Here is a 25,265-nt window from a genome sequence, read left to right as displayed (position 1 = left end):
GGTATGTTGCAGAAGTTTGGTGTAAACGATCAAGTGCTGCATCAGAATATGTTTATGGCCGATGAAGTCCAGTACAATCTTATTCATCGTATATGCGAGTCAGAGCGTTCAACCTGTCTAAAAGCATCTAATGAAACAATGATCTTTGCCCAGACCGAAGGGCACAACGCTTGGTTGTGGATTTCCAAAGAACTTGCAGCTGAACCAAAGAACAAGCTCTTGCAAGAACTTTTAGAATTTCTCAAGGGAAATGAGCTTCCGGGGATATCAGGAGATCAGGCGACTGTTGGACACTTTTCTGAGGTATTCTCAGAGGCTAACGAGGTTCAATGTGTTCCTTATATGATGATGGAATCCTACGTTTGTTCAGAGGTAAGGAAGCCAGTTCATGTAGAAGGGACACTGCACCTAGCTACAAGACAGCATTTGGAGACAGTTGCGGAATTTTTAGCTGGTTTCTCAGAAGGGGCTTATGGAGTTAAAGTTGAACCATCTAGTCAACTCTCAGCAGCAGAGTCGGCTATAGAAACAGGTAATCTGTATCTATGGCTGGTAGATGGTTACCCTGTGTCCATGGCTAATATTGCACATCGCTCTCCAAGACATGCGAGAATTAATGCAGTATATACACCATCTGCCTTTCGTAAGAAAGGATATGCAAGTGCAGTTGTAGCAGAATTATGTTCTATCCTCATATCAGAGGGTTTAGATCCGATGCTATATGCTGATTTGAAGAACCCTGATGCGAATAAGGTTTATCAAAATATAGGTTTTGTTAAAAGTGGTCAAGTGGCTGACATTAAATTCAATTAGGAGAAAAGTGGTCTAGAGTATGGCATCACTGAGAATCAATTGTAGGTATGTATAACATTCTTATCTTGATTCTCAGTGGCATGCTTATCACTCATGTTGGAGAATCTTCTCCATTATCCACTGGATTTCGGGATTGCCAAGGTTCGCATAAATGCTTCTATATTGTCTGTCAGAAAATCGCTATTTACTAATCCAGCATGAGCGATCATGTTCTTGATATCTTGGGCAAACTCAGACAAGCTGGAAGTAGAGGCTTTTTCGAATCTGTTCTCCCCAGCGATATTCCCCGTAGATTTGGCTACGTCCTCTTTGTATTCCTTCAACCAGTCCTGATTAGTCGATACATTTTTGGCGAAGCTTTGAAGAATCCTGTTCCAGTCTTTTCCGTTCACAATTGCATCCTGGAGCTTATCCAGCGTTTTGGGTTCAAATTTCTTCATCATATAGGTTAGATCGATATAATCATCTGGAGCGCCAACAGGTCTCTGAGGAGGAGTCTCATAATGGATTTCTTTCGTCTCAGGATCTACCGTTCTGGTTGTGGAGATGGCGGCGATTTGACGAATCGTATCCATGAATTCCGTCGCTTTATCCCCTTTCATATAGTTATCCGCGATATACTTTGCTTGTGTGAGACCCAATTCCAGCAATGCTGATCTGTCCTCTTCCTCGGTTATGTTAGTAATGAGGTTAGCTTGAATGATGCCATAGACAGCCTCCTTCACCTCCGAGGGTTGATCTGTGAGTAGGCGATTTAAGGAATCATTGATTTGAACGGTTCCAAAATATGTAGCGGAATGATTTACAATATCGGATGCTGCCAACTGCCTGGAAGCCGGACTAATCTCCACTGTGTCGTTGTTATGCGACAGTTCGGGTATCGTGCCAGTGACTAAAGAGGGCTTATCCGCGCGTTGTTTCGATTGAATGTAGGTATTGAGGTCAAACTGAGTCGTACTTTGAACCTTCATAAATACACACTCCTATTCGATTAATGTATTCCAATAATTCACTTCTCTTCATACTATCGGAATAATATTCCATATTTTTAATATGATTGGACAAAAAAAGCAATAGGCATGTTGACGAATCGCCCATTGCTTTTTCTTGATCTGTTTAACCTCCGTAAATACTGTAGGCAAAGTGATACACAATATCTGTATCATTTGCACTCGGACGATTCGTTACCTTCGCCAGCACACCACAAATATCATAGTAGTGAGTGAAGCTTATAGCTCCAGGCAAGTATTGACTTATGCTCCCGGTTGAAGGAGGCAGGGATAACGTAGCAGTGAATTGGCCGCTGCTGTTTGTCATAACCTTTGCACTCCGATATCTGTTGTTACTGCCTTCCGTCCAATAATCATTCTCCCAAAGGACTTCTACTTCCGCATTGGCTACCGCATAGTTATCTGAAGTCGCGGCAACGCCAGTCACCGTAAAACTGGTTCCCGTAATCCGGTAGTAGCGTCCATAGGCATATGTGGGGTAGTCATTCGGACCGCCATTAGAATTATAACCTGTGATCACGACTTTATCCGCTCTTAACACTGGTTGAAGGTGTAATGAATAGTTGTTATCCGAATAGTTACTTGCTGTATACACTCGCAAATAATATGTGCCCGTGCCTAGAGACACATTGCCGTTGGTGGAGGGCATTAGTGCCATACGATTGTTGCTTAATGCACCATACAATTCCGCCTTATAGCCATTACCTACAGAGGCTTGATCCAGATCGATATGCATGGCATCGTAATTTCTGCTTTCGGGAACCGTGATCTTATACCAATCCTGATCGACTTCCGAATTAATGGAGCGGCTTGAAAGAGTAGAGCCACCAGTCGCAACCGTGAAAGGATAAGCATGAAGTGCATTTTCATCTGTCTCGTATGAATCATAGGTTGAGCTAGTTGAAACGGTTAGGGTGAATGCTTCATTGATGCTGCCTCCAACTGCGCCGTAGGCTTCAATTAAGTAGGCTTTGGAACTGGCGGTGCTATTTTTCGTGCCGACATTTTCAGACAAGGTTCTTGATCCGTTTCCGTAGTTATTCAGATACGTTCCATATATTGAATAATCAATTGGGGTTGGGTTCAAATCACCAGTGGACATGTCAAATTCGTAGAGATATAGATCGTAATCTAGCTGCGCCGATGCCGGATTATCCATTTGTACTTGCAGTATGCTTCCCGGTTGTACATAAATAGGGTATAAAAAGCTGGACGTACCTTCTTGTTGGATGTAGCCCGTGTATGTATTAGTCTCTGCTGTGGCTGTAGCGATAATCGATTGCGGAGCCGAAATGAGTCCCTTTTGTAATTCTGAAGACGCGGTAGCCGATTCCAAGTTTACAGGTACTTTTACCCGATGATTCTTCAGTTTGGACGAATCCAACTCAGAAACATCCTTGGTAAGTGTGGATATCATTTCCTCACTTGGCTGCATTACCTGTTCTGCGACATGGGCATCAGGGTGAACTCCCGATTCGGCCATGTCATCGTCTGCAAACGCTTGAAAGCCGAAGGAAAAACTGAGAAATAGATTCATGACGACAACCATAGAAAGCGTCTTTTTCAAGTTTAAAATCCCCTCTCGAAATATAATAAAATTTTGCTACAATTGTATAATATACCAGTTTTAATGGTTTGTTAAGTGGTTATTATATGATGTTTTGAAGTTTATTTGAACAAAATAGTTATATTGCTTGCCTGCTGTGCTACTGATGATAGAATGACAGGATCTTATGGACAAAGGTATAGAAAGGAAGTACCATCGTAAAAGATGTACTTTTCTGGAAATTTCATATATACATATGACACATAATTTAAGATGCTTAAAGGAGACTCGAAATGCCCATTCAATTCGTAAAAAATATGATTGTATTTTGTTTGGTTCTCATATTATTACCGGCAACAACCATGTCGGCTGCACCTGTTATTAAAGATGTGGCCCTGGCAAAAGTTATTCGGGAAACATTGAAGATATCATCTAAAAAAGAAGTGAAGACGAGCGATCTGAAGAAATTAAAATCGTTATATGCCGAGGATACCAAAAACAAGATTTCCAATTTGCAAGGACTTGAACAAGCCGTAAACCTGGTCGATCTGATTATGCCCGGTCATAAAATAAGAAATATTACATCGCTCAGCAAGTTGAAAAAACTAGAGTTCTTAGTTCTTGAAGGGAATCAGATCTCAGATCTATCCCCACTCTCCGGGTTAAGTAATCTAGAAAGTCTACTGGTTAGTGGTAATCAAATTAAAAATCTAACGCCATTGAAAAATTTACATAAGTTGACCAGTTTGCTTGCCAGCGGCAATCAGGTAGCAGACCTAAGTCCTCTTCAGAAAATAAATCTAGAGTGGATTATTATGGGTGGAAATAAAATTCAAGATTTAAGTCCGTTAAAGAACCATCCGACGTTGGAGTATCTTTATGTGGAGGATAACCTCATTCAAGATATTGCAGTGCTCGACACCATACCCCATTTAATAGAGGTATCGTTGGCCGGCAATCCGTTGAATGAACAGGCGGAGCAGGTTATAAAAAAACTGGAGAAGAAAGGTGTCATTGTAAGTTTGGAATATGACGATGAAGCTGAAACGAAGTAGATTCGGTTTCTACTCGGTGGGAGTAAGTTAATTACTTATATATAAAAAAGGGCCGTTGAATAATTCAACGGCCCTTTTTTCATGCTTAGTCCCAATACTATTCCAACTCAATCTCTTTTACTGTCTCGCCCTCAACCAGCACTGGCTGGTAATAGGTGTTGGTGGGCAGATCCTTTTTACCTTGCAGTTTCTTGATGACCCAATCCGCTGCGTCACGGCCCATTTGTTCTTGGGGATGAGTTAATGTCGTGAGTTTGATGTTGGCGTTCTTGGCGATATAAGAATTGTCCTGGCCGATAATGGATAACTCGTCAGGAATGGAAATCCCCAGCTTTCTACATGCATGTACGACTTCTAGCCCCACCTCATCGTTATAACAGACAAGGGATGTCAGCGCATCTCTGTTTTCCTCCAGGAACACCTCCAAATTGGTGGAGAGGTCTGGCTTCGATGCCGTATCGAACGAAAGCACTTGCTCGGGATGAAACCGTAACTTGGCTTCGCCCAGCGCTTTGATATATCCCTTCATCCGATACTTCCCTTGTAAATCATCCATTTTCGCGATAATGCCGATCTGGCTATGTCCTTTGGCGATCAGTTCCCGGGTAGCTAGATAGCTGGACTGCACGTCATCCAGACAGAAGAAAGGCACCTCGAGCTCTTCATAAAAGGCATTGATCATTGTAAACGGTACATCCTGCTCTTTAAAGGAAAGGTAATACGCAATGTTGGGGTTGTACAAGTTGCTCTTGGTCGGTTCGACGATCAGACCATCCACACCGTAGGACAGCATCATCTCAAGCGCTTTTTTCTCTTGTTCAACGTCGTTATTGGTGCTGGCTAACAGCAATGAATAATTGTCCTCATTCAATCGGCCTTCAATGCCGCGGATGATGGAGGGGAAGATGTAATCGGAGATGTACGTCGTGATGACGCCGATTGTTTTTTTCATCGTGTTCCCGCCGGTTCTGGATCTATACAGATTGCTTACATAGGTGCCGGAACCTTTCTCACTTCTCAAAAATCCCTCGTTCGATAGCTCCAAAATGGCCTTTCGTACCGTCTGGCGGCTCACGTTGTAGCTGTCCTGCAGTGCGGATTCGGTAGGGATTTGTTCGCCTACGCTATAGGTTCCCGATAGGATATTGCTTTTGATATCGTCAATGATGACCTGATACTTTGGCTTCACGCAGTCCACTTCTTTCATCGTTACTTATCTATAAAAAAATATCGTCATATCCATAGTTGTACGTACATATTTTATCATGAATCGATCTGAATGGAAATAAAGCAGCCAGTTTTACAAAATAAACCGTACATTTCCCGTTATAAGATAGAGATATGTACCCTACAACATAACCTTTTGAGCACAGAAATGAGATCGTTTAGACGTTATATCATAACTAATGTAAGTATAACTATTATATATTATTGACAAATGTACGTACAAAAAATATACTAAGGCTGTCAGAAAAGGAAAGCGCATTCTTTTCAATGAACCGAAATATGAATCTATTTCAATCATCTTTAAGCCAATTATTTTTTACTTTTACCTACTGTGTCAGAGAGGGGACTACGTGATCATGAGTCATGTGGATATGAAAGAAGCGATTACCAAGGGAGCCACTTCACTAGGCATCGAATTTGGATCGACGCGAATCAAGGCGGTGCTGATTGACGAACGTTTTGAGACCATCGCGTCAGGCAGTTATGAATGGGAGAACCTCCTGAAAGACGGATATTGGACATACAACCAGGAGGATATCATCACAGGTCTTCAGACCGCGTATGGTGAGATGAAGCAAGACGTAGAGCGGAAATACGGAATCAAGCTGCAAACGGTAGGTTCCATCGGATTCTCGGCTATGATGCATGGATATATCGCATTGGATAGCACGGGAGAGCTGCTGGTACCGTTTCGGACGTGGCGTAATGCGACCACAGGGAAGGCTGCAAGGGAGCTGACGGATCTTCTACAGTTCAATATCCCGGAACGCTGGAGCATCGCTCATTTGTATCAAGCGATCTTGAACGAAGAGACCCATGTGCCTCGCATTGATCACCTGACAACCTTGGCTGGTTACATACACTTGCTGCTGACAGGTAATAAAGCCATCGGTATCGGCGATGCCTCGGGCATTTTCCCAATCGACGAGTCCACGCATAACTATCACCCATCCATGATCAAGCAGTTTGATGAACTGATCGCAAGTAAAGGTTATCCATGGAAGGTCGAAGACCTTCTTCCCAAAGTGTATCTCGCTGGTGAGAATGCTGGTGAGTTAACCGAAGCGGGAGCCAAGCTACTCGATCCTTCAAATGATTTGCAGTCAGGCATTCCACTCTGTCCGCCAGAAGGCGATGCCGGAACGGGCATGGTAGCAACGAATAGCGTGAGGAAGCGTACGGGCAACATCTCCGTCGGCACATCCGTGTTCGCGATGATCGTCTTGGAGAAGGAATTGTCCAAAGTGTATCCCGAGATCGATATGGTTACGACCCCGGACGGCAGTCCGGTAGGCATGGTGCATGCCAACAACTGCTCCAGTGACATCAACGCCTGGCTTGGATTATTCCGTGAATTTTCCGAGGCGATGGGATACGAAGTGGACACCGGTAAATTGTTCAGCGTGATGTTCAATAAAGCGTTGGAAGCCGACCCGGATGGTGGCGGTTTGCTGAGCTACGGTTATTACTCGGGTGAAAACATTACGGGCATCGACAAAGGCCGTCCATTGTTCGTCCGCTCACCGGAAAGCAACTTCAATCTGGCGAACTTCATGCGCACGCATCTGTTCACCGCGTTTGGTGCACTCAAGCTCGGCATGGACATTTTGACGAAGAACGAGCATGTGGCGATTGACAGCATCTTGGCTCATGGTGGTCTGTTCAAGACTCCCATTGTCGGACAGCGGATCGTAGCCGCAGCGATGAACGTGCCGGTGTCAGTCATGTCTACAGCGGGTGAAGGCGGCGCATGGGGTATGGCGCTTCTGGCCTCGTACATGATCAACAAGGATCAACAGGAGGGTCTGGATGTGTTCCTTGAGCAGAAGGTCTTCAGCGATGTCGAGGGTGAGGAAGTTGCACCGGATGCATCGGATGTCAAAGGGTTTGAAGCATTTATCGAACGTTATCGGAAGGGCCTCGCAATTGAGCAGGCGGCGGTAGATCATCTGGTAGAGAACGGGAGGGACTAACACATGTTAGAACAACTGAAAGAAGAGGTCTATGAGGCGAATCTCGAGCTGCCGAAGCACGGACTTGTGAAGTTCACATGGGGTAATGTCAGCGCGATGGATCGGGAAAGTGGTCTGTTTGTCATCAAACCGAGCGGTGTCAGCTACGACAAGATGAAAGCGAGCGACATGGTAGTGGTGGATTTGGACGGCAATGTAGTAGAGGGGGACATGAGGCCTTCTTCGGATACTGCGACACATGCTGTGCTTTACAAACATTACCCGGAAATCGGCGGCATTGTGCATACTCATTCCACCTGGGCGACCATCTGGGCGCAAGCTGGTCTGGACGTACCCGTGATGGGGACGACACATGCAGACACTTTCTATGGTGCCGTACCTTGTGCCCGTTTCTTGAACCAGGATGAAGTTGATCGCGGCTACGAAGCGGAGACGGGCCGTCTCATTATTGAAACATTTGAACAGCGCGGGCTGGATGTGATGTCGATCCCGGCAGTTCTGCTTCATGGTCATGCACCGTTCACGTGGGGCAAAGACGCCAAGTCGGCGGTTGTAAACAGCGTCGTGCTGGAGGAAGTGTGCAAAATGAACCTGTATGCGCGGCAATTGAATAACTTTGCAAAAGAACTGCCGCAAGGCATTTTGGATAAACACTATTTGCGGAAACACGGAAAAGACGCGTACTACGGACAGAAGTAATTTGGTTATGTAGCGATCGGTTGATAATAATTCAAGCGAATAAGTTGTTTGTTACTACTACCAATGAAGTTGTATCAAACTTTTACACGATAACGGAGAGTGCAGTACCAATCTGTAGAAGCGAAGCGCTCGCCTTTATAACCGGATATCATCCTTATTAAAATTGATCAAAGAAATCCGGGGATAACCAGCGATCGGAAGATGGTACTGCAATCGGAGTGGTAAGTGTAACCCATTTGTTCAACTATAAAAATGAAAAGAGGATGATTACATGTCAGCAACAGCAGCTAAACAGTTTTGGTTCGTCGTAGGTTCGCAGCATCTGTACGGGGAAGAAGCACTGGGTGAGGTTAAAGCCAACGCACAGAAAATCACGGATGCCCTCAATGCAAGCGGCGTTCTGCCATACCCGCTCGTATTACAGGATTTGGCGGTAAGCGCAGATAAAATCACGAGCATCATGAAAGAAGTGAACTATCGCGACGAAGTGGCGGGTGTGATCACCTGGATGCATACGTTCTCGCCTGCGAAAATGTGGATTCGGGGTACGAAATTGCTGCAAAAACCGTTACTTCATCTCGCGACACAATTCAATGAAAGCATTCCATGGGCGACAATCGACATGGACTTCATGAACCTGAACCAAGCGGCTCACGGTGATCGCGAATATGGCTTCATCAATGCACGTCTGAGAAAACAAAACAAAATCGTTGTTGGTTACTGGGAACGCCCAGAAGTGCAACAGCAGGTTGCTGACTGGATGGACGTAGCGGTAGCTTATAATGAAAGCTTTAACATCAAAGTTGCTCGCTTCGGTGATAACATGCGCAATGTGGGCGTAACCGAAGGCGATAAAGTAGAAGCACAGATCCAATTCGGATGGACAGTCGATTATTTCGGTATCGGCGACCTCGTGCAATACGTGAATGCCGTAACGGAGCAAGAAATCGATGATCTAATCGCTCAGTATGCAGAGCTGTATGAATTCGATTATGGCACGAACAGCAAAGAAGCTTGGGAAGCTAGCGTACGTGTACAAGCAAGTTATGAAATTGCGATCAAACGTTTCCTGGACGAGGGTGGATACAGTGCCTTCACCACGAACTTCGAGGATCTGCATGGCATGAAGCAGCTTCCGGGTCTGGCTGTTCAACGCCTGATGGCCCAAGGATACGGCTTTGCTGGAGAGGGCGACTGGAAAACGGCTGCACTCGACCGTTTGCTCAAAGTTATGGCCCATAACGAAAACACGGGCTTCATGGAGGATTACACGTACGAGATGGCGGCTGGTCAAGAGGCTATCCTTCAATCCCATATGCTTGAAGTAGATCCGACACTCGCCAGCAACAAACCTAAAATCATTGTGTCCCCACTGGGTATTGGCGATCGTGAAGATCCTGCACGTCTCGTATTCGATGGCAAAGCAGGAGAAGGCGTCGTGGTTTCCATGGCAGACTTCGGAACACATTACAAATTATTGATCAACGAAGTATCCGCATTCGAACCGACAGTTCCAGCGCCTAATCTGCCGGTAGCCCGTGTATTATGGAATGTGAAGCCTAACTTCCAGGATGGGGTGAGAGCCTGGATCGAGAATGGAGGCGGTCACCATACCGTAGTATCTTTGAACCTGACTACGGATCAAATCGTGACCTATGCGAAATTGGTGAACCTGGAATACGTTGTGATTAAATAGTTTTGTTATTCATGAACTTATACAAATTCTTTCCTTATGGCCGGGGGGTTCCCCGGCCCTTTGTCTTGCCGTGAGGCGCATGGTGTATGGCCTGAAACAGGTCTCGTGCTCTCTCCAATACAAAGGATAACGTTAGTACCGTCGTCTACGCTCTATTTTGCTATAATAGCCCAAAGGAGGTTATCTATTAATGATACATACGCAAGAAAGTTTGCTCCACCAACTGCGTCAGCTCGGCATTGACGACCAAGGGACGCTGCTCGTTCACTCTTCCATGAAAAGCATGGGCGAAGTCGAAGGTGGTGCGGATACGGTACTGGATGCATTGACCGAGTATATGAAGGACGGACTGCTGGTATTGCCAACCCATACATGGTCCACGATCAATGCGGACAATCCGATGTTCCACGTGGAATCTTCGCCATGCTGCGTCGGTATTCTTCCAGAACTATTTCGCAAACGACCTGAAGTAGTACGTTCTTGGCACCCTACACATTCGGTAGCCGCTCTGGGACACGACGCCGAAGCATTTACGAAGGACGATCATCTTTTCGATACACCATGCGCACGAGGCTCAGCCTGGGGCAAGCTGCTTGATCGGAAGGCAACCATCTTGTTGGTCGGCGTTGATCTGAAACGGAACACGTTTATCCATGGTATCGAAGAATGGGTCGACATCCCGGGCAGATTAACGGATGAGCCTGAGATGTTACGCACGGTTTTATCCGATGGAACCGAAATTTCGGTGCCTTCCCGGAGACATTGCGGATTATCGTGGTCAGAGCATTTTTGGAAAGTGGATGACGTTCTAGAACGTAAAGGTGCGATGCGTAAGGGGCAGCTTGGCGATGCGGTTGTCAGAGTGTGTGATGCGGCTTTGTTGACGGAAGTGATCACGGGCATGCTCCAAGATAATCCGGATTTGTTCTCAGACAATTTGCCTTTGGCTACTGTATACGAATGAGGAGAGGGCCGTCCGGTGACGGAGGGCTCTACATATGTACCTACTTGCTTCTTACGACAGCTAACAAGGTCTTCTTTCCCCCCGGTTTACATCCAAACGTTCAATTTCATTCACAAAAACGCAAAAATTGCGCAAAATTCAATCAGAGGTTGGTTGGTTTGCCATTGTATGGGCTACTCACCCCATTAGCGGTGTGATAAGATGTGGTTAAATTAACCAATAGCAATAATATAGAAATATCTTTTATAGGTTTATCGAAGGTTCACATAGCGTTAAGGAATAACCCAGTTCAATACTATCTTCGTTGTCGCATGCAAAAAGGAGAAGATTCGTGAGCCCATTAGTATGGTATGATCTCTTTCTATTCGTCCTATTGTTTGGTGTATACGTATATGTTTTTGCAACGGTTAGAATTACGAACTTACATAAGGTTTACTTTTTGTTTCATGGGTTGATGATGCTCTGGCCATTCTGTCAATTTGCGAGTACGTTGACGAAGGACCCTGGCTTGCAGTTGTTCTATGTTACGTTATCTTTTGTCGCCGTTTCTTTACTCGGGAGCGGTTGGCTGCTGCTTACGATCTTCATTACGGGTGAAGCGGAGCGATTAGGCCAAAAAAAATCCTTCCTATTGTTCATCCCTGCGGTTATTGGAGCGGTTGGCGTGATCCTGAACCCGTGGGGCTGGTTTGTAACTCCGCTGGAAGGCGGTTATATCGAGCGGGAATATGGACACTGGTTCTGGGTTGTCATGGCTATACTCGTGAGTTACTTTGTAACGTCCCTCTTTATTTTGTTCCGGGCACTTTATTCTTCTCGAACGTCCTCCATGATTAAAAATCAGGTGAAAGTTACGCTCTGGGGCATATTCGTGCTGGCTGCTTTTGCAACAATCGACGCTCTGCTTAATGTGGTTCTAAGAGCGTATTTACCGTTCATTATTCCCGGACTGACTTCGCTGGGGATTTTCGTATCCGACCTTTTCTTCGTCTATGTTATTAAAAGGTACAATGTGTTCGATCTGGTTTCCATCGCCCATGAGGATGTAATCAATACCATTCCTTACGGCATCCTTGTACTGGATGAGAATGAGATGATTATTGAATTGAACAAAGCCTCCCGATCCTTCATGGATCTGCATGTGGGGGATTCTTTTGATATGGAGGCATTCCTGGGTTCTGTTCGTGTAGAGGGCAGCCGTCAGAAGTTTCTGGACGAGTATAAGCAAAAGGACAATACCTTGTCTCAAATTGAAGTACTCGTGGGGCGGGATGACATCCGTCATTATATCCTCCAAGCGTCTCCCATTGTTGATGCTGCTCGCGCGCCTATTGGACATATCCTTACGTTCCAGGATGTCTCTCAAGAGCGCTTCTATGTTAAAGAAATGAATCGGCAGAATGAGACGCTTCAGGAGCGTAATCATGCCCTGGATCGTATTCGCCTGGAGTTGTCCGAGGCCAATCGCAAGCTGGAAGAACTCGCCCTGACGGACAGTCTGACGAACTGCTACAACCGTCGCTATCTAACCCAACACCTGAATCACGAGGTTATCACCAATATTCAATATAAAACGCCGTTTTCACTCATACTGCTGGATATTGATTACTTCAAAGCGATCAATGATCGCTACGGACATGTCATCGGGGATGAAGTGCTGCATCGCACCGCTCAAGCTGTCAAAGAATCCATTCGGAGTACCGATATTCTAACCCGATATGGCGGGGAGGAATTTATGATTTACCTTCCGCATACGGAGCATGAAGTGGCTAATCAAATTGCAGAACGCGTGAGATTGTCGGTGGAGTCAAACCTCATTGTAGTGGATCACGAGATCGAACAGGTGTCCATTACGATCAGCATAGGCATTCTGTCGATTGAGGATTTTGAATTGGAGCATGTACCGGATAACCCGGAGGGGTATCTGATTCAGCTGTTCGCTGCGGTAGATAAGGCGTTGTATCAGGCGAAGCAGAATGGGCGTAATCGGATTGAGTTTGCAGCGTTTGAAATTGAACGGTTTACGCTTTGAGGAAAAGGGAGTGATAAGCGTGTTTTAGCTAATTCTAATAAGATTTATTTTATAAAGATGAAAGAAAGTAAATATATTGTAGAGTTTATCGTTAATTACTAGGTTTAGATAACCAGATAATTTTTAATATGCAGAGGGAATTATGAAGAATTTATAGAATAAAGAAGATAAATTAAAAGTTGAGAGGCATAATTATGACCCAAAATGTACAACCAGATTACTTTAAGTATGCAAAAGAAATAGGATATAGTGTGGCGATAGAAGACTTTTTTTATGAAGATGAGAATAGTAAGAAGATTGATGTAAAAAGATTGTTCATGCAGACTTCTCCTCCATCACCTATCGGCCTAAGATCAGACATAACTCAAATTGATCCTTTTTGGAATTCATTATGGGGCTATATACGTACAAGTTCGTGGGCATTTGATGGCGATAGGTCAGATTTGAATGATCTAATTTCCATTATTGTCGCAATAACGCTTAGAACCACAAATAATATTTCTTCATCATTATTAACTCAAGAACATCCTTTAACTCATTTATATGGAACTGATATGTCATGTGAAATTCATTCCAGATTAATTTCGTTTGAGCGACATAATCTAATGATTTTTCAGTTATCAGAAGAAACAGAATTAATTGTAAAAAAAATTCTTCATGCATCATTTTTGTCTGCTTACATAATGGACAATGTTTTCCTATACACAAATCCACATACTCCTAATTTTTCATCATATAGAGAAAAAGCGGAAAAGATAGCAATTTATCTTGATGGAGGCTACGACGACAACAAACATAACTTCATGGCTAGAAGTAAACCATTTTGGGGATGGTTTAGAAGTTTCGAATCTAAGATTAGTGTATTTGAATTTGATCTGAAAGTAGTTAATAAACTTAAGTCTTTATTTTACGATAGATACATTCCCACTAAACTTGATGGAGTTACTAAAAAAATTATTATAACTGACGGTATGGGAAATGCCATAAGTTTAATGAAGATGGAGAAAGGATTTGAGTTATTAGAGCATTTGGAGGGAGGGGCTCCACAACATGAAGTTATTCCAATTGAGGATAGATTTTTTATTTTTGGAAAGCAACATGTAATATGTATTGATGATGATTGTGGTGAACAGTCTTTTAAAAGTGAAGTTAACGAGATAAAACTAAGGAATGAAACAGAACGTTCTGTATTATTCCCCACAATGGAATTTATATGGAATGAAAAAATTAATGGTGAAAGATTCGAGAAGCTAGTAAGAGATATTTTTGCAGCGGATTCAAACGTTAGGTGGGTTAAAAGAGTAGGAAGTGGTACACAAGCTGATGGTGGAAGAGATTTAGAGGTGGAAATGGTATTCAAAAAGCAAATACTTATTGATTCAAATGAACCGCCATACGAAATGAAAAAGATTCTGGTTCAGTGTAAAGCGTATCAACAAAATGTGAATAAGAATAATGTTCAAGATATAAGAGACACAATCGATATGCATAGAGCAGATGGTTATTATTTAGTTGTATCAAGTCAAATAACAAGGCAACTACATGAATATTTAAAAAGTTTACGTGATAGAGGTTTACTAGTAGATTGGTGGAATAGGGAAGATATTGAAGATAAACTGAGAGTACATCCTGAAATATCTAAGAGATACCCTGATATAATTAAAGTAGTATAAGCCAATCAAACCAAATCTTTATTTTGTAAGAAAATAGATTTAAGAGATTTCATAAATTATCTTGTATTTTGAAGTTTCGAAGTGATAGGATCGGATTTCTCTGGGATATTACTTATAATTCTCACAGTGAAGCTTAAATTAGCAGGATGGTAAAATTAATACAAATGGAGATGATCAATATGATCCAGGGGAAATTAAATTCGAATATTTTATATAATAAGTACGATATTCAAAGGATTAAAGAATTACCGGTACGCTCTGGTCATCCGGCTAGAGACGACTTTGAGAGAGATTATAGCAGGGTTGTTCATTCTGCTGCTTTTCGCAGACTTCAGTCAAAAACACAAGTTATAGGCATAGGTGAAGGTGATTTTCATCGTACACGCTTAACACATTCTATGGAAGTTGCCCAAATAGCAAGGGGAATTGTTTTATCCCTTAATGCAAAATCAAAGGTACTGAACAGGGAGTATAAGCAAATCGATTCTTCTTTAATAGAAGCTGCAGCCCTTGCACATGATTTTGGGCACCCTCCTTTTGGTCATCAAGGAGAACGAGCGTTAAATGAGATGATGTTTAAAAAAGACAAGTCTGGTTTCGAAGGGAATGCCCAAACACTCAGAATATTAACGCGGCTTGAAAGAGGGGTAGGTTTAAATTTAACACGCGCAACTTTATTGGCAATTTTGAAATATCCAATCAAATTTGATGAAGCAGTTAATGAAAACAGATATACCGATTTCTCAAATTTTGATCCGCCTAAGTCAAATATCTATCCTGAAGATAGTAATATATTTGATTGGCTATTGTTACCCTTTAATAAGGAGGAAAGGGAGCTATATCTTAACTTAAAAGAAAAAGTTGATAGAGAACATAGACAAACATGCCATAAGACATTTGAATGCTCAGTTATCGAGTTGGCAGATGATATAGCATATGCAACACATGATCTCGAAGATGCAATGAGATTGGATTTTATTAAAATAGAAGAAGTTATTTCAATATTGAAGAAATATAGTCGAATTGATGGGGTAGAGGAGGTTATTCGGAAATTTGAGAAGGAGGCTGTGGGACATATATCTGAGAAGATTAAAGATGCCACTGCTGACCTTATATCTATTTTTATTATGAATGTTAAAGTTAGTGAACTTGACGAGATAAAACATGCAAGATTGAGATATTACGCCTTTCATGATGACGAAATTAAAAATCTTATCAAGGCATTTAAAAAGTTAGTCTATAACAATGTTATAAGATTGCCAAGGGTACAAACTATTGAGTGGAAAGGTGGACACATAATAAGAGAAATGTTTACTGCCTTTTTCGATGAAACTAAATTGCTACCAATTGAGGATCAAGAACTCATTCAGAGTGGACAAAATAAGGCACGAGTAGTATGTGATTATATAGCAGGTATGACTGATTCATATGCATTAAAAATGTTTTCTAGATTATTTGAGGCGAGAGAGAGCAGGCTATTTGATATTTAATTCGTATTTGTTAAGAATATAGTTGAGATATTAAAGTTTTAAATTTGAGTTTTAAAGACATATTTATATAAGAGGCCCTAGGGGCCTTTTTATATATTTAAATAGTAATTTAATCAAAAGCTCCTTTCAAAGTATCTAAAATTTTTCTTAGAGTTTTAATCTGTTCAGAGTCAAGTTCACTAAGTATACTGATGTACTCAACGGTTGCATCACGACGAACTGTATCTTGTTGTTGATCTTCATCATTATAGATAAGGAGTAAATCTGAGAAGGATATATCTAAACCTCCAACAATTTTCTCTAGCGTATCAATTGAAAAATTCCGCTCTCCGCGCTCAACCGATCCAATATACGCGTCATCTAATCCTGAAAGTTCCGCAAGTTGCTGTTGTGTCAAACCCTTCGCCTTACGAATTGCTCTAATCCGTTCCCCAACCGAATTTCTTAATTTTGTCATATAAACCACCTCTCCTAAAGGTTAGGAGAGTATTGATGTAATTAGCAGAGATATAAAGGCGGTAAAATATATTGAAAAAGCTGCGATTAAGTACTATATTTATTTTATTGTACTACTTCTTTGAAGTTTCTAAAAGTAAATTAATTAATTAAGCTGTGATATTTCGGAGTTAGCCTACTTCTTCTTATCCTGTCCTAAATTAAAGGAGGAACCATTTTGCGAACTTCTATCCTAAAATCACTCAAACCGGACATTATTGTTGAAATGTTGGACATGGCTTATGCTTTTGAAAATTGGAGCAAAGTGATGGAGAGGGCGGACATGTTGTACCAGTGTGTGCAGTGCATCCATGAAGAGCGACAGGAGCATCGAACCAAGGGGTTACCTTTACCCTACATTCATACCGAGCGTCCGTTGATCTATTATCACGGGTTCAGTCTCCAAATGCGGGGCATGGCTCACCAGAAGATGGGGCAGGTGGATCAAGCGCGGGCGTGTATCAACCGGTATGCAGAACTAGCATGGATAGAAGAGCTGGATGAGACGGGAATGCAGGTAATGCAGGAGTTTAGGCATCGAGCACAGGTGAATCGGTATGCGCTGGAGATTGAAGCAGGGCATGCAGAGATGCTGGAGGAGTATGTGAATATTCTGCTAGAGCATCCAGAGGAATGTATAGCAGGACTGAGAACGATTGTGGAGGCGGCGGTTCGGTATCATTGGCAGATTGATCAAGTTTTACATATGTTTGCGAGTCAGGTTCAGGATGTCGCCAGAGAAATGGATTCTTTAAACAACGGAAATATGTACCATTACTGTTATCGCCGGGCTTTATACGAACAATGCATGGGAAGGCAAAAGAAAGCGGTGGAGTTCATTTTGCAGGCACTCAGATTAGCAGATGAGCTTGAGATGAATCGGTATTTCAAAAAATGCGTGGCCCTATTGGAATCGTTGCGGGAATGTGCGACGGAGGAGCAGGTTGGGCGGTATCGGGCGTTTTTGGAGGAGATAGGGTAACGGGGTTATTTGCTGGTGATAAGTGCTTTGAAATGGGTAAATGCATATAGGACCATAGCACCGATGATGGGTACAGCTTATGTTTTTAAAAATGGTCAAATCAGGATGTTAGCCGGATGGTCTATGTTACAAACTTCTGCTAACATTGGTTAATCCTATTTTAAATGAGCGGAGAAACGTATGAGTACAATCAAAGTTACCCCTGAACAACTACACCACGTATCGAATCAGGTGGATCAAGCCAGACAACAGTTGGAGAGTATACGTGGTGATCTGACGAGACAGATCATGTTCATTCAGACAATGTGGATGGGTGCGACGCAGGAGCGGTTTTTCTATGAGTTTGAGCAATCACGCCCTATACTGGATAAAGCGCTGGAGAGTATGGTGAATACATCCAAGGAATTGAAGGACATCGCTACGCGCTTCCAGGATGCAGATGCTCAGTTGGTAAGTCTGGGTGGTGCAACTGGAGCGGTCGGTGCCGCAGCAATCATGACCAATTCAGCAGGTGATTCAAGCTCGGGTGATAAGGGATATCGGATGGCACGAATCAATATGTTTGGAAAGTGGGTGTGGATGCCTGTCAACGAGGATGGTGATGCGGATCAGGCTGCCCTTCAGGCGTATGAGAAGGATCATGGACATCTGGATGTTAATCGCATGGAAGGTGTGAAGGTTGAACCACCTGGGGATGATATATTTTCACTACAGATCAAGGCATTCCAGAACGGAATACATCCCTATACAGGAGAAAATGTCTCTGACTCTTATGCTCGAACCATGGTTACCGCTCTAAAGTTTGCCCAACTGTTTATGGCGATTCAGATGGTTCGCGGGAGCTTTCCGGGAGGCAAGGGTCCATTTCGCTTACCATCATCTAGTCCAGCCGTGGCGAAAATTAAGAAGAATCTTGAGAAGACCGAAGTAATGGCAGTGAAGACCCAGGGAGAAGGAACAGAGGGAATAAAAACTGGCCAGAGATTTACTGGATCTGGAATGAGGGAATATGACAAAGCAGCAGAGACAGAGTATGAGTCGATAAGACAAGTGAAAATGAAAGATATCGAAGAAGTTGCTTCCAATACTGGATTGAGAATTGATGAAATAAAAACGATGAAAAAACATCTGTTTTTTGGTAAACATCAAGTTCCTCAACCCGGGGGTAAGGAGTTTAGAATGGAACGATTCATTGCTGATGATGAAATAGCATATGCATGGAAAACTGCCCAAAAGGGAGAGTTATCTGTAGAGCAAAGGGCATGGTTCAAGCAATTGGCAGAACATGAACTTGCTGAGCGTAAACTTATGGCGACAGGACAAAAATATCGGACACTGGAATCCTGGAATCAGGAAAAGGGTACATACGATGGATTTCCACCTGGTGCCCATTAGAACGCACCGAAACAACCTAGTAATGCCTTTCCGGGATATGAAGAATATTTCTTCAATAAAATGTTTAAGTAAGTGGAGGGTTAAATGAAGAATAATTTCTTGAATAAAGCTATTGAACGCTTATCATCCATTTCATTTGAAGATATAGAAACTAAATCAAAAGAGTCGTATCATGTTCTAATCAAAGAGTACTTTAGGCGGGCCAATTTATTTTTGGATGCTATGGATACTTCTATAGATCGCTATCCTATAATTAGTTTTGCTAAGATTCTTGGAAAATCTGTAGATGAAAAAGTATATCAAGCCTGTCCTAATCTTGGTACTCTTAAAAATCCGTATATAAAAGCAATCTGTTATTGTTACTTAGAAATTTCTGATTTGGCAGATCAGGCAGTAAATGAAGCAATGGAATACATTGATTTGTATGAACCCATTATAAAATTCTTTGAAAGAGGTGGGAGCTTTACGATAAGGCAAGGGGAAATGCTTGTAGGCAGTTCAGCATATCCACTACTGTATTGGAGAGATTTGAATATTCCTATTCAAGATATCAGCGATGAAGCTCTTAATAATATGGATATTATCAGAGAGTAGCATCTTTTAGGACGAATTATTAAAGGCAAAGGTACCAACACGCCCAACTTTCAGAGACAATTCAGGCTACGCAAGCAGAATTGTCTCTTTTTATTGAACAAATTAATCTTTCAGCCCTATAACCGGGTTATCTATCTGACATAAACTAGCGTATACTGATGGAATAGCAAATATCTTCAAATTGCATATTTAAATTGACCCATATTATTGATACACTAGATCAAGGTTATATCATTCAGAGAAGGGGCGGGCCTGTTCAAGAATGGGGCTTGCTGCAATGCCAAATCGATAACGCTTACATCCTTTTGGCAAATATAGGATATAAGGACGGTAGACATGAGCCAGGGACAAACGAGTACAGATGTTATCTTGATTGGTGCCGGAATTATGAGTGCAACTTTGGGAACTTTGCTTAAACAATTGGCACCAGACTGGAATATTAAGGTTTTTGAGAAGCTCGCCAGTGCGGGGGAGGAAAGCTCCAACGAATGGAATAATGCCGGAACCGGGCATTCAGCATTGTGCGAACTTAACTATACCGTTGAACGACCAGACGGATCCGTAGATATTAGCAAAGCGATTAAGGTGAATGAGCATTTTCAAATCTCAAGGCAATTTTGGTCCTATCTCGTCAAAAGCAATCTGATTCGTAATCCACGGGACTTCATTATGCCGCTTCCTCATTTGAGTTATGTACATGGAGAGCAGAATGTCCTGTTTCTAAAAAGACGCTTTGAAGCGTTATCGAAACATCCGTTATTCGTTGGCATGGAATTCTCGGATAATAAGAAAAAACTGGCGGAATGGATTCCGCTGATGATGAAAAACCGCACGGGCAATGAACCGATTGCAGCCACCAAAATTGACTCCGGTACGGACGTTAACTTTGGTGCTTTAACGCGTATGCTAATGGAACACTTAAAGAGCCAAAACGTGGATATCCACTACCAACATAGCGTGAAGAATATGAAACGCACAAGCAATGGATCTTGGGAATTAACAGTGAAAGATCTGGGCAGTGGTGCAGTCAAGCGCCATACGGCGAAATTTGTGTTTATCGGGGCAGGGGGCGGCAGCTTACATTTGTTGCAAAAATCCGGCATTCCTGAAGGTAAACATATTGGCGGTTTCCCGGTTAGCGGCATCTTTATGGTGTGCAAAAATCCGAAAGTCGTGGAACAGCATCATGCCAAAGTATATGGAAAAGCTTCGGTGGGTGCTCCGCCAATGTCTGTTCCGCATTTGGATACCCGATTTATTGAGAATCAGAAGTCGCTGCTATTTGGACCGTTTGCCGGGTTCTCGCCAAAATTCTTAAAAACAGGCTCCAATGCCGATCTGATTACGTCCGTGAAGCTGCACAATTTGCTCACGATGCTCGCGGCAGGCGTCAAAGAAATTTCACTAACCAAATACCTGATCCAACAACTCATGTTATCCAAGGAACAACGCATGGCCGAATTGCGGGACTTTGTTCCAGATGCCAAGAGCGAGGATTGGGATATGGTACTGGCGGGCCAGCGTGTGCAGGTGATTAAGGACACGGCTCAAGGCGGCAAAGGAACCCTTCAATTCGGCACGGAGGTAGTTACTGCGGCGGATGGCTCGATTGCAGCATTGCTCGGAGCTTCACCGGGGGCTTCAACCGCTGTTCACGTGATGCTGGAGATTCTCCAGAAGTGCTTCCCGCAGCATATGGATGCCTGGGAACCAAAGATCAAGGAAATGGTTCCTTCCTATGGCGAATCACTGGTTGACAATCTTAGTCTTCTAAACCAAGTACATGCTTCAACCGCTCGGGTGCTTGGACTGACGGCTGAGAAATCAGTCGTTCGTATGTAACGAGCTGTATGTAACCTGTTTACCATGCAGGTGATAAAGAGCTAAGCCGGCTAAAAACCGTGCTTAGCTCTTTTTTTATTCCGAATTACAGATAAAACTTTCTCGATTCCTCGTTAAAGAACTCCATGACATCCGGATAATCTGTAATCTCAATAGCGTTCTTCCTCATAATCTTATGAGTAAAGATGGCATCCGTAAAGATTTTATTGATGACGATCCCGCACCATTCTGGCGTGTCTCTGAAATCATCCACCAACGCATGAATCTCATCAAAGTTAAAACACAGAATATATGAAACATAGTTCTGAAGCAGCGTAGTGAAGCAATGATCCCGATAGGGGCTGGTACGGGGGTCAGCGAGAAAGTCTCTCATGACATCAAACAGCAAAGTCTTATTTTTCACGTACATATGCAGCATTTGATCCACGTTATTAATTAATTCTACTACAGCCTCTAATCCTTCTTCCATGGGCATGATTAGCTTGGGAGATTTACCCTCGATGGTTCGTATCAGCTCCAGTGTAAGATGTTTGCAAGCCTGTATTTCATGTGGGGAGATGAGGATTTGCTCTCCATATTTATCTAGTTTTGCGATGTAGTAGTCGTGAAACGCCGAGAAGTAGTGCTCCAGCTTGATATCGGTTTTGGTATGTATAAGGTCCTTCCCGCTAAACGAACAGGCGTAAAGGGTTTCCTCGTTAACCGGATGCGTATAAAGATAAAAAAAGAAGAAAAAGTCTCTCAATTCACGCTTCTGTTGATCCTTTAAGCTGGACAGTCCATTCAGTTGGGCGAGCTGAAAGAAGCTATAGTTTTTCATAAAATCATTCATCGCGCTGTAGGAGTTATGCGTATGAATGGACAGGGTGGTATTTAAGGTAAAGAGCAGATAATACAAAACGAGTTCGTCGTATACATCCAATTGGTTAAAAACTTCAGCGAGAACGGGCTTCCCAATTGGTTTGCTGCCATAGTATGGATCTTCTGGACGGAGCTCGCTCATCCAGTTCGTAAAGGTTTCTTCAGAATGACCGGAAAGGAATAAGCCTGCGCTATCGTCTTCATATAAACCATATTCAAAAGGCTCCGAATGGACAGGCGTTAGCCCTCTTTTCCACTTTATATTGAGATAATCGTTATATAGGGTTTGAAGTTTTGCCTTCATTTTCTTATCCATCCTCTAATCGTATTTTAGATTCCTGAACGTCTGTTACAGATCTCTCTTCCAACTATTCGACGCATAGCTGAGCAATCCCCCTTAACGGTGGTGTTCAGCAACGAGCTAACAGGATCTTGTAAACACATAATTTATTTCGCGATTAAGGCAGTCGTAATACTTTCGCCCTGTTGGGAGATCGTGGAATCTGAGATGATGGGTTTATCAAAGGTTCGGGTCACAAGCTTCGGACTTTTGGCCTTCAGGCTATGGCGATCCTTCCTTCTAACTTCATTGGCGAACTTAGGGTCGCCGCTTTCCTGAAGATCTCAATTCAGAGAGGAGGCGTCCAGGCTATCATATTCCTTCCTTCTACAGCAGACCACCAATTGTAGGGATATGGCTTTCCTGGACTCTTTTATCATGAACAATACCATCTATTTGCGCAGAGCGAAGAAACTCATGATCGAGCAAGAACAAGGGGAGAAACAGCTGCCGAAAGTTTATTTGGCGACTGCCCTTAAAAATATAGAAACGCTTGGATACACCTTCTCGGATGAGTTGATGCAGGCCGTGCGAACATTATCCAAGGAACAATTTGAAGCATTGATGGCCCAGGTTGTGGCTGATCTGAGAATCATGGTCGGTGCACATGTGGACTACAAACCGATGTACCCTGGATTCCCGGCGCAGGTGATGGAGGAAGATGAGGTGGAACTCTACCTGAATGCTATCCTTCATTATCTGACCTTGGTATATCCGATTCGTGAACCGCTGGAAAGGGTACCTTTGCTGGATAAAATAAACCTGAAAGTCATTGGCCTCGGCAACAAGGCTGACTTCCAGACGCTCATCCGCCAACTGATCGAAGCCAACGGCTCCATCTCGGAGACGGACAAAGCAGATATCGATACGGTGCTGGAACATACGGAACCGGATGAAGTAGATGCGCTGTTGCCATCTGAGATTCCTTTTAAGGAAAATGTGGGGTTCGTAGTAGCTTCGTTATTAACGTATGAAAAGGCCAATATCGACCGAATCGGCCCGTATTTCAGAACGGCAACCGATGTGCTTCGTCTCGCTGTGGCTTGGTCGGGTGGGGATGTCAGCTTGGCTCTAGCTTCGCCTTTCCGTAAATTCAAGCGGCGTGAGAGACGCCTGTTGCTCGGTTTGCTGGAGCAATGCGGTTCAATTACGGAAGACATGCTTCGATATAAGGATCGCTGGATTCGTCTGGGCGAAATTCTGCATCCATCTGAATATAAGCTGCGGTACCCGCGATGCGAGGAAGCTTTTGATATTTTGCGTAATAACAAGCCGTTTACGACCTTTAACGGAAGTGTGGAGCTGGCCTTTCAATACCATAATGTGTGGAGTTTGATTGAGCTGTTGAAGCAGCGCCCTGGTGAATTTGCGAGAAGATTGGATCACATGTTGCGCTCTACAACGGATAAGGAATATGTATTGCTGGCGTTCGGAGAAATTCTGGAGCAAATATCGACCCCGGTTTTGTTGCAGGTAAAGCAGCATTTTGCCCGGCGTAATGAACCGCAGGATCTGCGTGTATTTTTCCCGAAAGGCAATGTAGCGAAGGCTTTCGCCATTCCGAATCAGCTTCCCGAGATGGATGATGACATATGTCACGAAGTTGTGCAAATGTGTGAACAGGCGCTGGTGCAGCGTTTCGCCGCCCTTCCTTCACTTGGGAAGACATATGTCGACCCACAGCTCCATGATTATCTGGTTCCCTTTTCGCAAAGATCGGCGAGCAAAGCCCTTCATACGATTGTTCGGGGAAGCCGGGTGCCGATGGCCGAGGGAGATACGATTCGTTTCTTCAACTGGTGGAAGGAAGGGAACGTGAATGGTCAAGCAACGGGGCGCGTGGATATCGATCTGTCTGCGGTGATGTACGATGAGAACTGGAACTATGTAGAGCACATCTCCTATACGAATCTGCGTTCATCCAACTACAAGGCTGTTCACAGCGGTGATATCGTGACAGCGCCTCATGGTGCGAGCGAGTTCATTGACCTGCATATTCCGTCAATTGTTGATTATGGTGGACGTTATGTGGTGGCGAGTCTGCTTTCCTTTACGAGTCATCCATATTGCGATTTGCCGGAATGCTTTGTGGGCTGGATGATGCGGAAGAAGCCGGGTTCTGGTGAGATCTTCGAGCCGTCTACGGTGGCAAACAAAATTGATATCACAGCAGATACGCAGATCGCGATTCCCGTCATTATGGATTTGGTGGAGCGTACGGTAATCTGGACGGATCTGGCGCTGACTAGGCACCCGGAATATTACAATAATGTGGAGGGTAATCAAAAAGGGATGGTCCTGATGGGCAAAGCCCTGACCACGCTACGCAAACCGGACCTATACGACTTGTTCACGCTCCATGCCAAGGCCAGGGGTGAACTGGTGGACACGATGGATCAGGCCGATACAATCTATTCGGTGGAGCAAGGAATTACCCCATTTGATATCGAGCAGATTATGGCGGAATATTTGACTTAAGCCCATCACATGTGAATATGGGCGGAAATAGGAAAGAGCAGCGGTGAGCTGCTCTTTTTTCGGTTCAGTCACTCATTCACATCACTCACTCATTCACATC

Annotated in this window: 19 protein-coding genes; 14 read left to right on the top strand and 5 right to left on the bottom strand. The window is 43.4% G+C overall.

The genetic code is table 11. The features are described 5' to 3' along the window. Positions 1-3 precede the first annotated feature (3 nt). The gene (locus tag PTQ21_RS04800) at positions 4-813 is read left to right on the top strand and encodes a GNAT family N-acetyltransferase (protein WP_064641495.1); all 810 of its coding nucleotides are present in this window, start codon (positions 4-6) and stop codon (positions 811-813) included. 113 nt (positions 814-926) lie between these two features. On the opposite strand, the gene PTQ21_RS04795 is transcribed toward PTQ21_RS04800, so the two are convergent. Together PTQ21_RS04795 and PTQ21_RS04790 are read right to left on the bottom strand one after the other, a co-directional pair. Next, positions 927-1,784: a hypothetical protein gene (locus PTQ21_RS04795; RefSeq protein ID WP_274569006.1), complete on the bottom strand. Its 858-nt coding sequence runs from the start codon at positions 1,782-1,784 to the stop codon at positions 927-929. Between the two features lie 145 nt (positions 1,785-1,929). After that, positions 1,930-3,399: a hypothetical protein gene (locus tag PTQ21_RS04790; protein WP_274570445.1), complete on the bottom strand. Its 1,470-nt coding sequence runs from the start codon at positions 3,397-3,399 to the stop codon at positions 1,930-1,932. 263 nt (positions 3,400-3,662) lie between these two features. Between PTQ21_RS04790 and PTQ21_RS04785 the strand changes: the two genes are divergently transcribed. Beyond that, a complete protein-coding gene (locus PTQ21_RS04785; protein ID WP_063565790.1) occupies positions 3,663-4,424 on the top strand; it encodes a leucine-rich repeat domain-containing protein in 762 nt (253 codons plus the stop codon). Between the two features lie 97 nt (positions 4,425-4,521). Here the strand turns inward: PTQ21_RS04785 and PTQ21_RS04780 are convergent, their stop codons facing one another. Then, positions 4,522-5,613, bottom strand: a complete 1,092-nt coding sequence (locus PTQ21_RS04780; RefSeq protein ID WP_274570444.1) for a GntR family transcriptional regulator — start codon at positions 5,611-5,613, stop codon at positions 4,522-4,524. Between the two features lie 394 nt (positions 5,614-6,007). Here PTQ21_RS04780 and PTQ21_RS04775 point away from each other — a divergent pair, with 394 nt between their 5' ends. The 7 genes from PTQ21_RS04775 to PTQ21_RS04745 all read left to right on the top strand — a co-directional run bounded on the left by PTQ21_RS04775 (position 6,008) and on the right by PTQ21_RS04745 (position 16,178). Next, a complete protein-coding gene (locus PTQ21_RS04775; RefSeq protein WP_274569005.1) occupies positions 6,008-7,624 on the top strand; it encodes a xylulokinase in 1,617 nt (538 codons plus the stop codon). Positions 7,625-7,627: 3 nt separating this feature from the next. After that, positions 7,628-8,323, top strand: coding sequence for an L-ribulose-5-phosphate 4-epimerase (locus PTQ21_RS04770; RefSeq protein ID WP_274569004.1), 696 nt, complete (start codon positions 7,628-7,630; stop codon positions 8,321-8,323). 271 nt (positions 8,324-8,594) lie between these two features. Then, the gene (araA, locus tag PTQ21_RS04765) at positions 8,595-10,019 is read left to right on the top strand and encodes an L-arabinose isomerase (RefSeq protein WP_053782468.1); all 1,425 of its coding nucleotides are present in this window, start codon (positions 8,595-8,597) and stop codon (positions 10,017-10,019) included. Positions 10,020-10,212: 193 nt separating this feature from the next. After that, complete coding sequence (locus PTQ21_RS04760; RefSeq protein ID WP_274570443.1) at positions 10,213-10,983, top strand: AAC(3) family N-acetyltransferase; 771 nt, start codon at positions 10,213-10,215, stop codon at positions 10,981-10,983. A 331-nt stretch (positions 10,984-11,314) separates the two neighbouring features. Beyond that, on the top strand, positions 11,315-13,015 hold the full coding sequence (locus PTQ21_RS04755; protein ID WP_274569003.1) for a histidine kinase N-terminal 7TM domain-containing diguanylate cyclase: 1,701 nt from the start codon (positions 11,315-11,317) through the stop codon (positions 13,013-13,015). Positions 13,016-13,209: 194 nt separating this feature from the next. Beyond that, on the top strand, positions 13,210-14,688 hold the full coding sequence (locus PTQ21_RS04750; protein ID WP_274569002.1) for a restriction endonuclease: 1,479 nt from the start codon (positions 13,210-13,212) through the stop codon (positions 14,686-14,688). Between the two features lie 179 nt (positions 14,689-14,867). Further along, the gene (locus PTQ21_RS04745; RefSeq protein WP_274569001.1) at positions 14,868-16,178 is read left to right on the top strand and encodes an anti-phage deoxyguanosine triphosphatase; all 1,311 of its coding nucleotides are present in this window, start codon (positions 14,868-14,870) and stop codon (positions 16,176-16,178) included. A gap of 109 nt (positions 16,179-16,287) precedes the next feature. On the opposite strand, the gene PTQ21_RS04740 is transcribed toward PTQ21_RS04745, so the two are convergent. Further along, entirely contained in the window at positions 16,288-16,635 is a 348-nt protein-coding gene (locus PTQ21_RS04740) for a helix-turn-helix domain-containing protein (RefSeq protein ID WP_274569000.1), read from the bottom strand. Between the two features lie 216 nt (positions 16,636-16,851). Here PTQ21_RS04740 and PTQ21_RS04735 point away from each other — a divergent pair, with 216 nt between their 5' ends. The 4 genes from PTQ21_RS04735 to PTQ21_RS04720 all read left to right on the top strand — a co-directional run bounded on the left by PTQ21_RS04735 (position 16,852) and on the right by PTQ21_RS04720 (position 21,486). Then, on the top strand, positions 16,852-17,655 hold the full coding sequence (locus tag PTQ21_RS04735; protein WP_274568999.1) for a DNA-binding protein: 804 nt from the start codon (positions 16,852-16,854) through the stop codon (positions 17,653-17,655). 180 nt (positions 17,656-17,835) lie between these two features. After that, positions 17,836-19,050, top strand: a complete 1,215-nt coding sequence (locus PTQ21_RS04730; RefSeq protein WP_274568998.1) for a WXG100 family type VII secretion target — start codon at positions 17,836-17,838, stop codon at positions 19,048-19,050. Between the two features lie 99 nt (positions 19,051-19,149). Beyond that, on the top strand, positions 19,150-19,644 hold the full coding sequence (locus PTQ21_RS04725; RefSeq protein WP_274568997.1) for a hypothetical protein: 495 nt from the start codon (positions 19,150-19,152) through the stop codon (positions 19,642-19,644). 336 nt (positions 19,645-19,980) lie between these two features. After that, positions 19,981-21,486 (top strand): malate:quinone oxidoreductase, encoded by a 1,506-nt coding sequence (locus tag PTQ21_RS04720; RefSeq protein WP_072733897.1) that lies wholly within the window; start codon positions 19,981-19,983, stop codon positions 21,484-21,486. Between the two features lie 85 nt (positions 21,487-21,571). On the opposite strand, the gene PTQ21_RS04715 is transcribed toward PTQ21_RS04720, so the two are convergent. Continuing rightward, the gene (locus tag PTQ21_RS04715) at positions 21,572-22,651 is read right to left on the bottom strand and encodes a hypothetical protein (protein WP_072733896.1); all 1,080 of its coding nucleotides are present in this window, start codon (positions 22,649-22,651) and stop codon (positions 21,572-21,574) included. A 414-nt stretch (positions 22,652-23,065) separates the two neighbouring features. Here PTQ21_RS04715 and PTQ21_RS04710 point away from each other — a divergent pair, with 414 nt between their 5' ends. Then, positions 23,066-25,165: a TerD family protein gene (locus tag PTQ21_RS04710; RefSeq protein WP_274568996.1), complete on the top strand. Its 2,100-nt coding sequence runs from the start codon at positions 23,066-23,068 to the stop codon at positions 25,163-25,165. Positions 25,166-25,265: the final 100 nt, after the last annotated feature.

Source organism: Paenibacillus marchantiae, from assembly GCF_028771845.1.
Taxonomy (GTDB): Bacteria; Bacillota; Bacilli; order Paenibacillales; family Paenibacillaceae; genus Paenibacillus; species Paenibacillus marchantiae.
Note: the sequence above shows the minus strand (reverse complement) of the source record. Positions and strands in the feature narration are given on the sequence as shown.

Bases quoted from the DNA above. Each gene is read 5' to 3' on its own strand.
- PTQ21_RS04775 (WP_274569005.1), top strand. From the start codon at position 6,008: ATGAGTCATGTGGATATGAAAGAAGCGATTACCAAGGGAGCCACTTCA.
- PTQ21_RS04710 (WP_274568996.1), top strand. From the start codon at position 23,066: ATGAACAATACCATCTATTTGCGCAGAGCGAAGAAACTCATGATCGAG.
- PTQ21_RS04770 (WP_274569004.1), top strand. From the start codon at position 7,628: ATGTTAGAACAACTGAAAGAAGAGGTCTATGAGGCGAATCTCGAGCTG.
- araA (WP_053782468.1), top strand. From the start codon at position 8,595: ATGTCAGCAACAGCAGCTAAACAGTTTTGGTTCGTCGTAGGTTCGCAG.
- PTQ21_RS04785 (WP_063565790.1), top strand. From the start codon at position 3,663: ATGCCCATTCAATTCGTAAAAAATATGATTGTATTTTGTTTGGTTCTC.
- PTQ21_RS04795 (WP_274569006.1), bottom strand. From the start codon at position 1,784: ATGAAGGTTCAAAGTACGACTCAGTTTGACCTCAATACCTACATTCAA.
- PTQ21_RS04740 (WP_274569000.1), bottom strand. From the start codon at position 16,635: ATGACAAAATTAAGAAATTCGGTTGGGGAACGGATTAGAGCAATTCGT.
- PTQ21_RS04745 (WP_274569001.1), top strand. From the start codon at position 14,868: ATGATCCAGGGGAAATTAAATTCGAATATTTTATATAATAAGTACGAT.
- PTQ21_RS04720 (WP_072733897.1), top strand. From the start codon at position 19,981: ATGAGCCAGGGACAAACGAGTACAGATGTTATCTTGATTGGTGCCGGA.
- PTQ21_RS04750 (WP_274569002.1), top strand. From the start codon at position 13,210: ATGACCCAAAATGTACAACCAGATTACTTTAAGTATGCAAAAGAAATA.
- PTQ21_RS04730 (WP_274568998.1), top strand. From the start codon at position 17,836: ATGAGTACAATCAAAGTTACCCCTGAACAACTACACCACGTATCGAAT.
- PTQ21_RS04800 (WP_064641495.1), top strand. From the start codon at position 4: ATGTTGCAGAAGTTTGGTGTAAACGATCAAGTGCTGCATCAGAATATG.
- PTQ21_RS04715 (WP_072733896.1), bottom strand. From the start codon at position 22,651: ATGAAGGCAAAACTTCAAACCCTATATAACGATTATCTCAATATAAAG.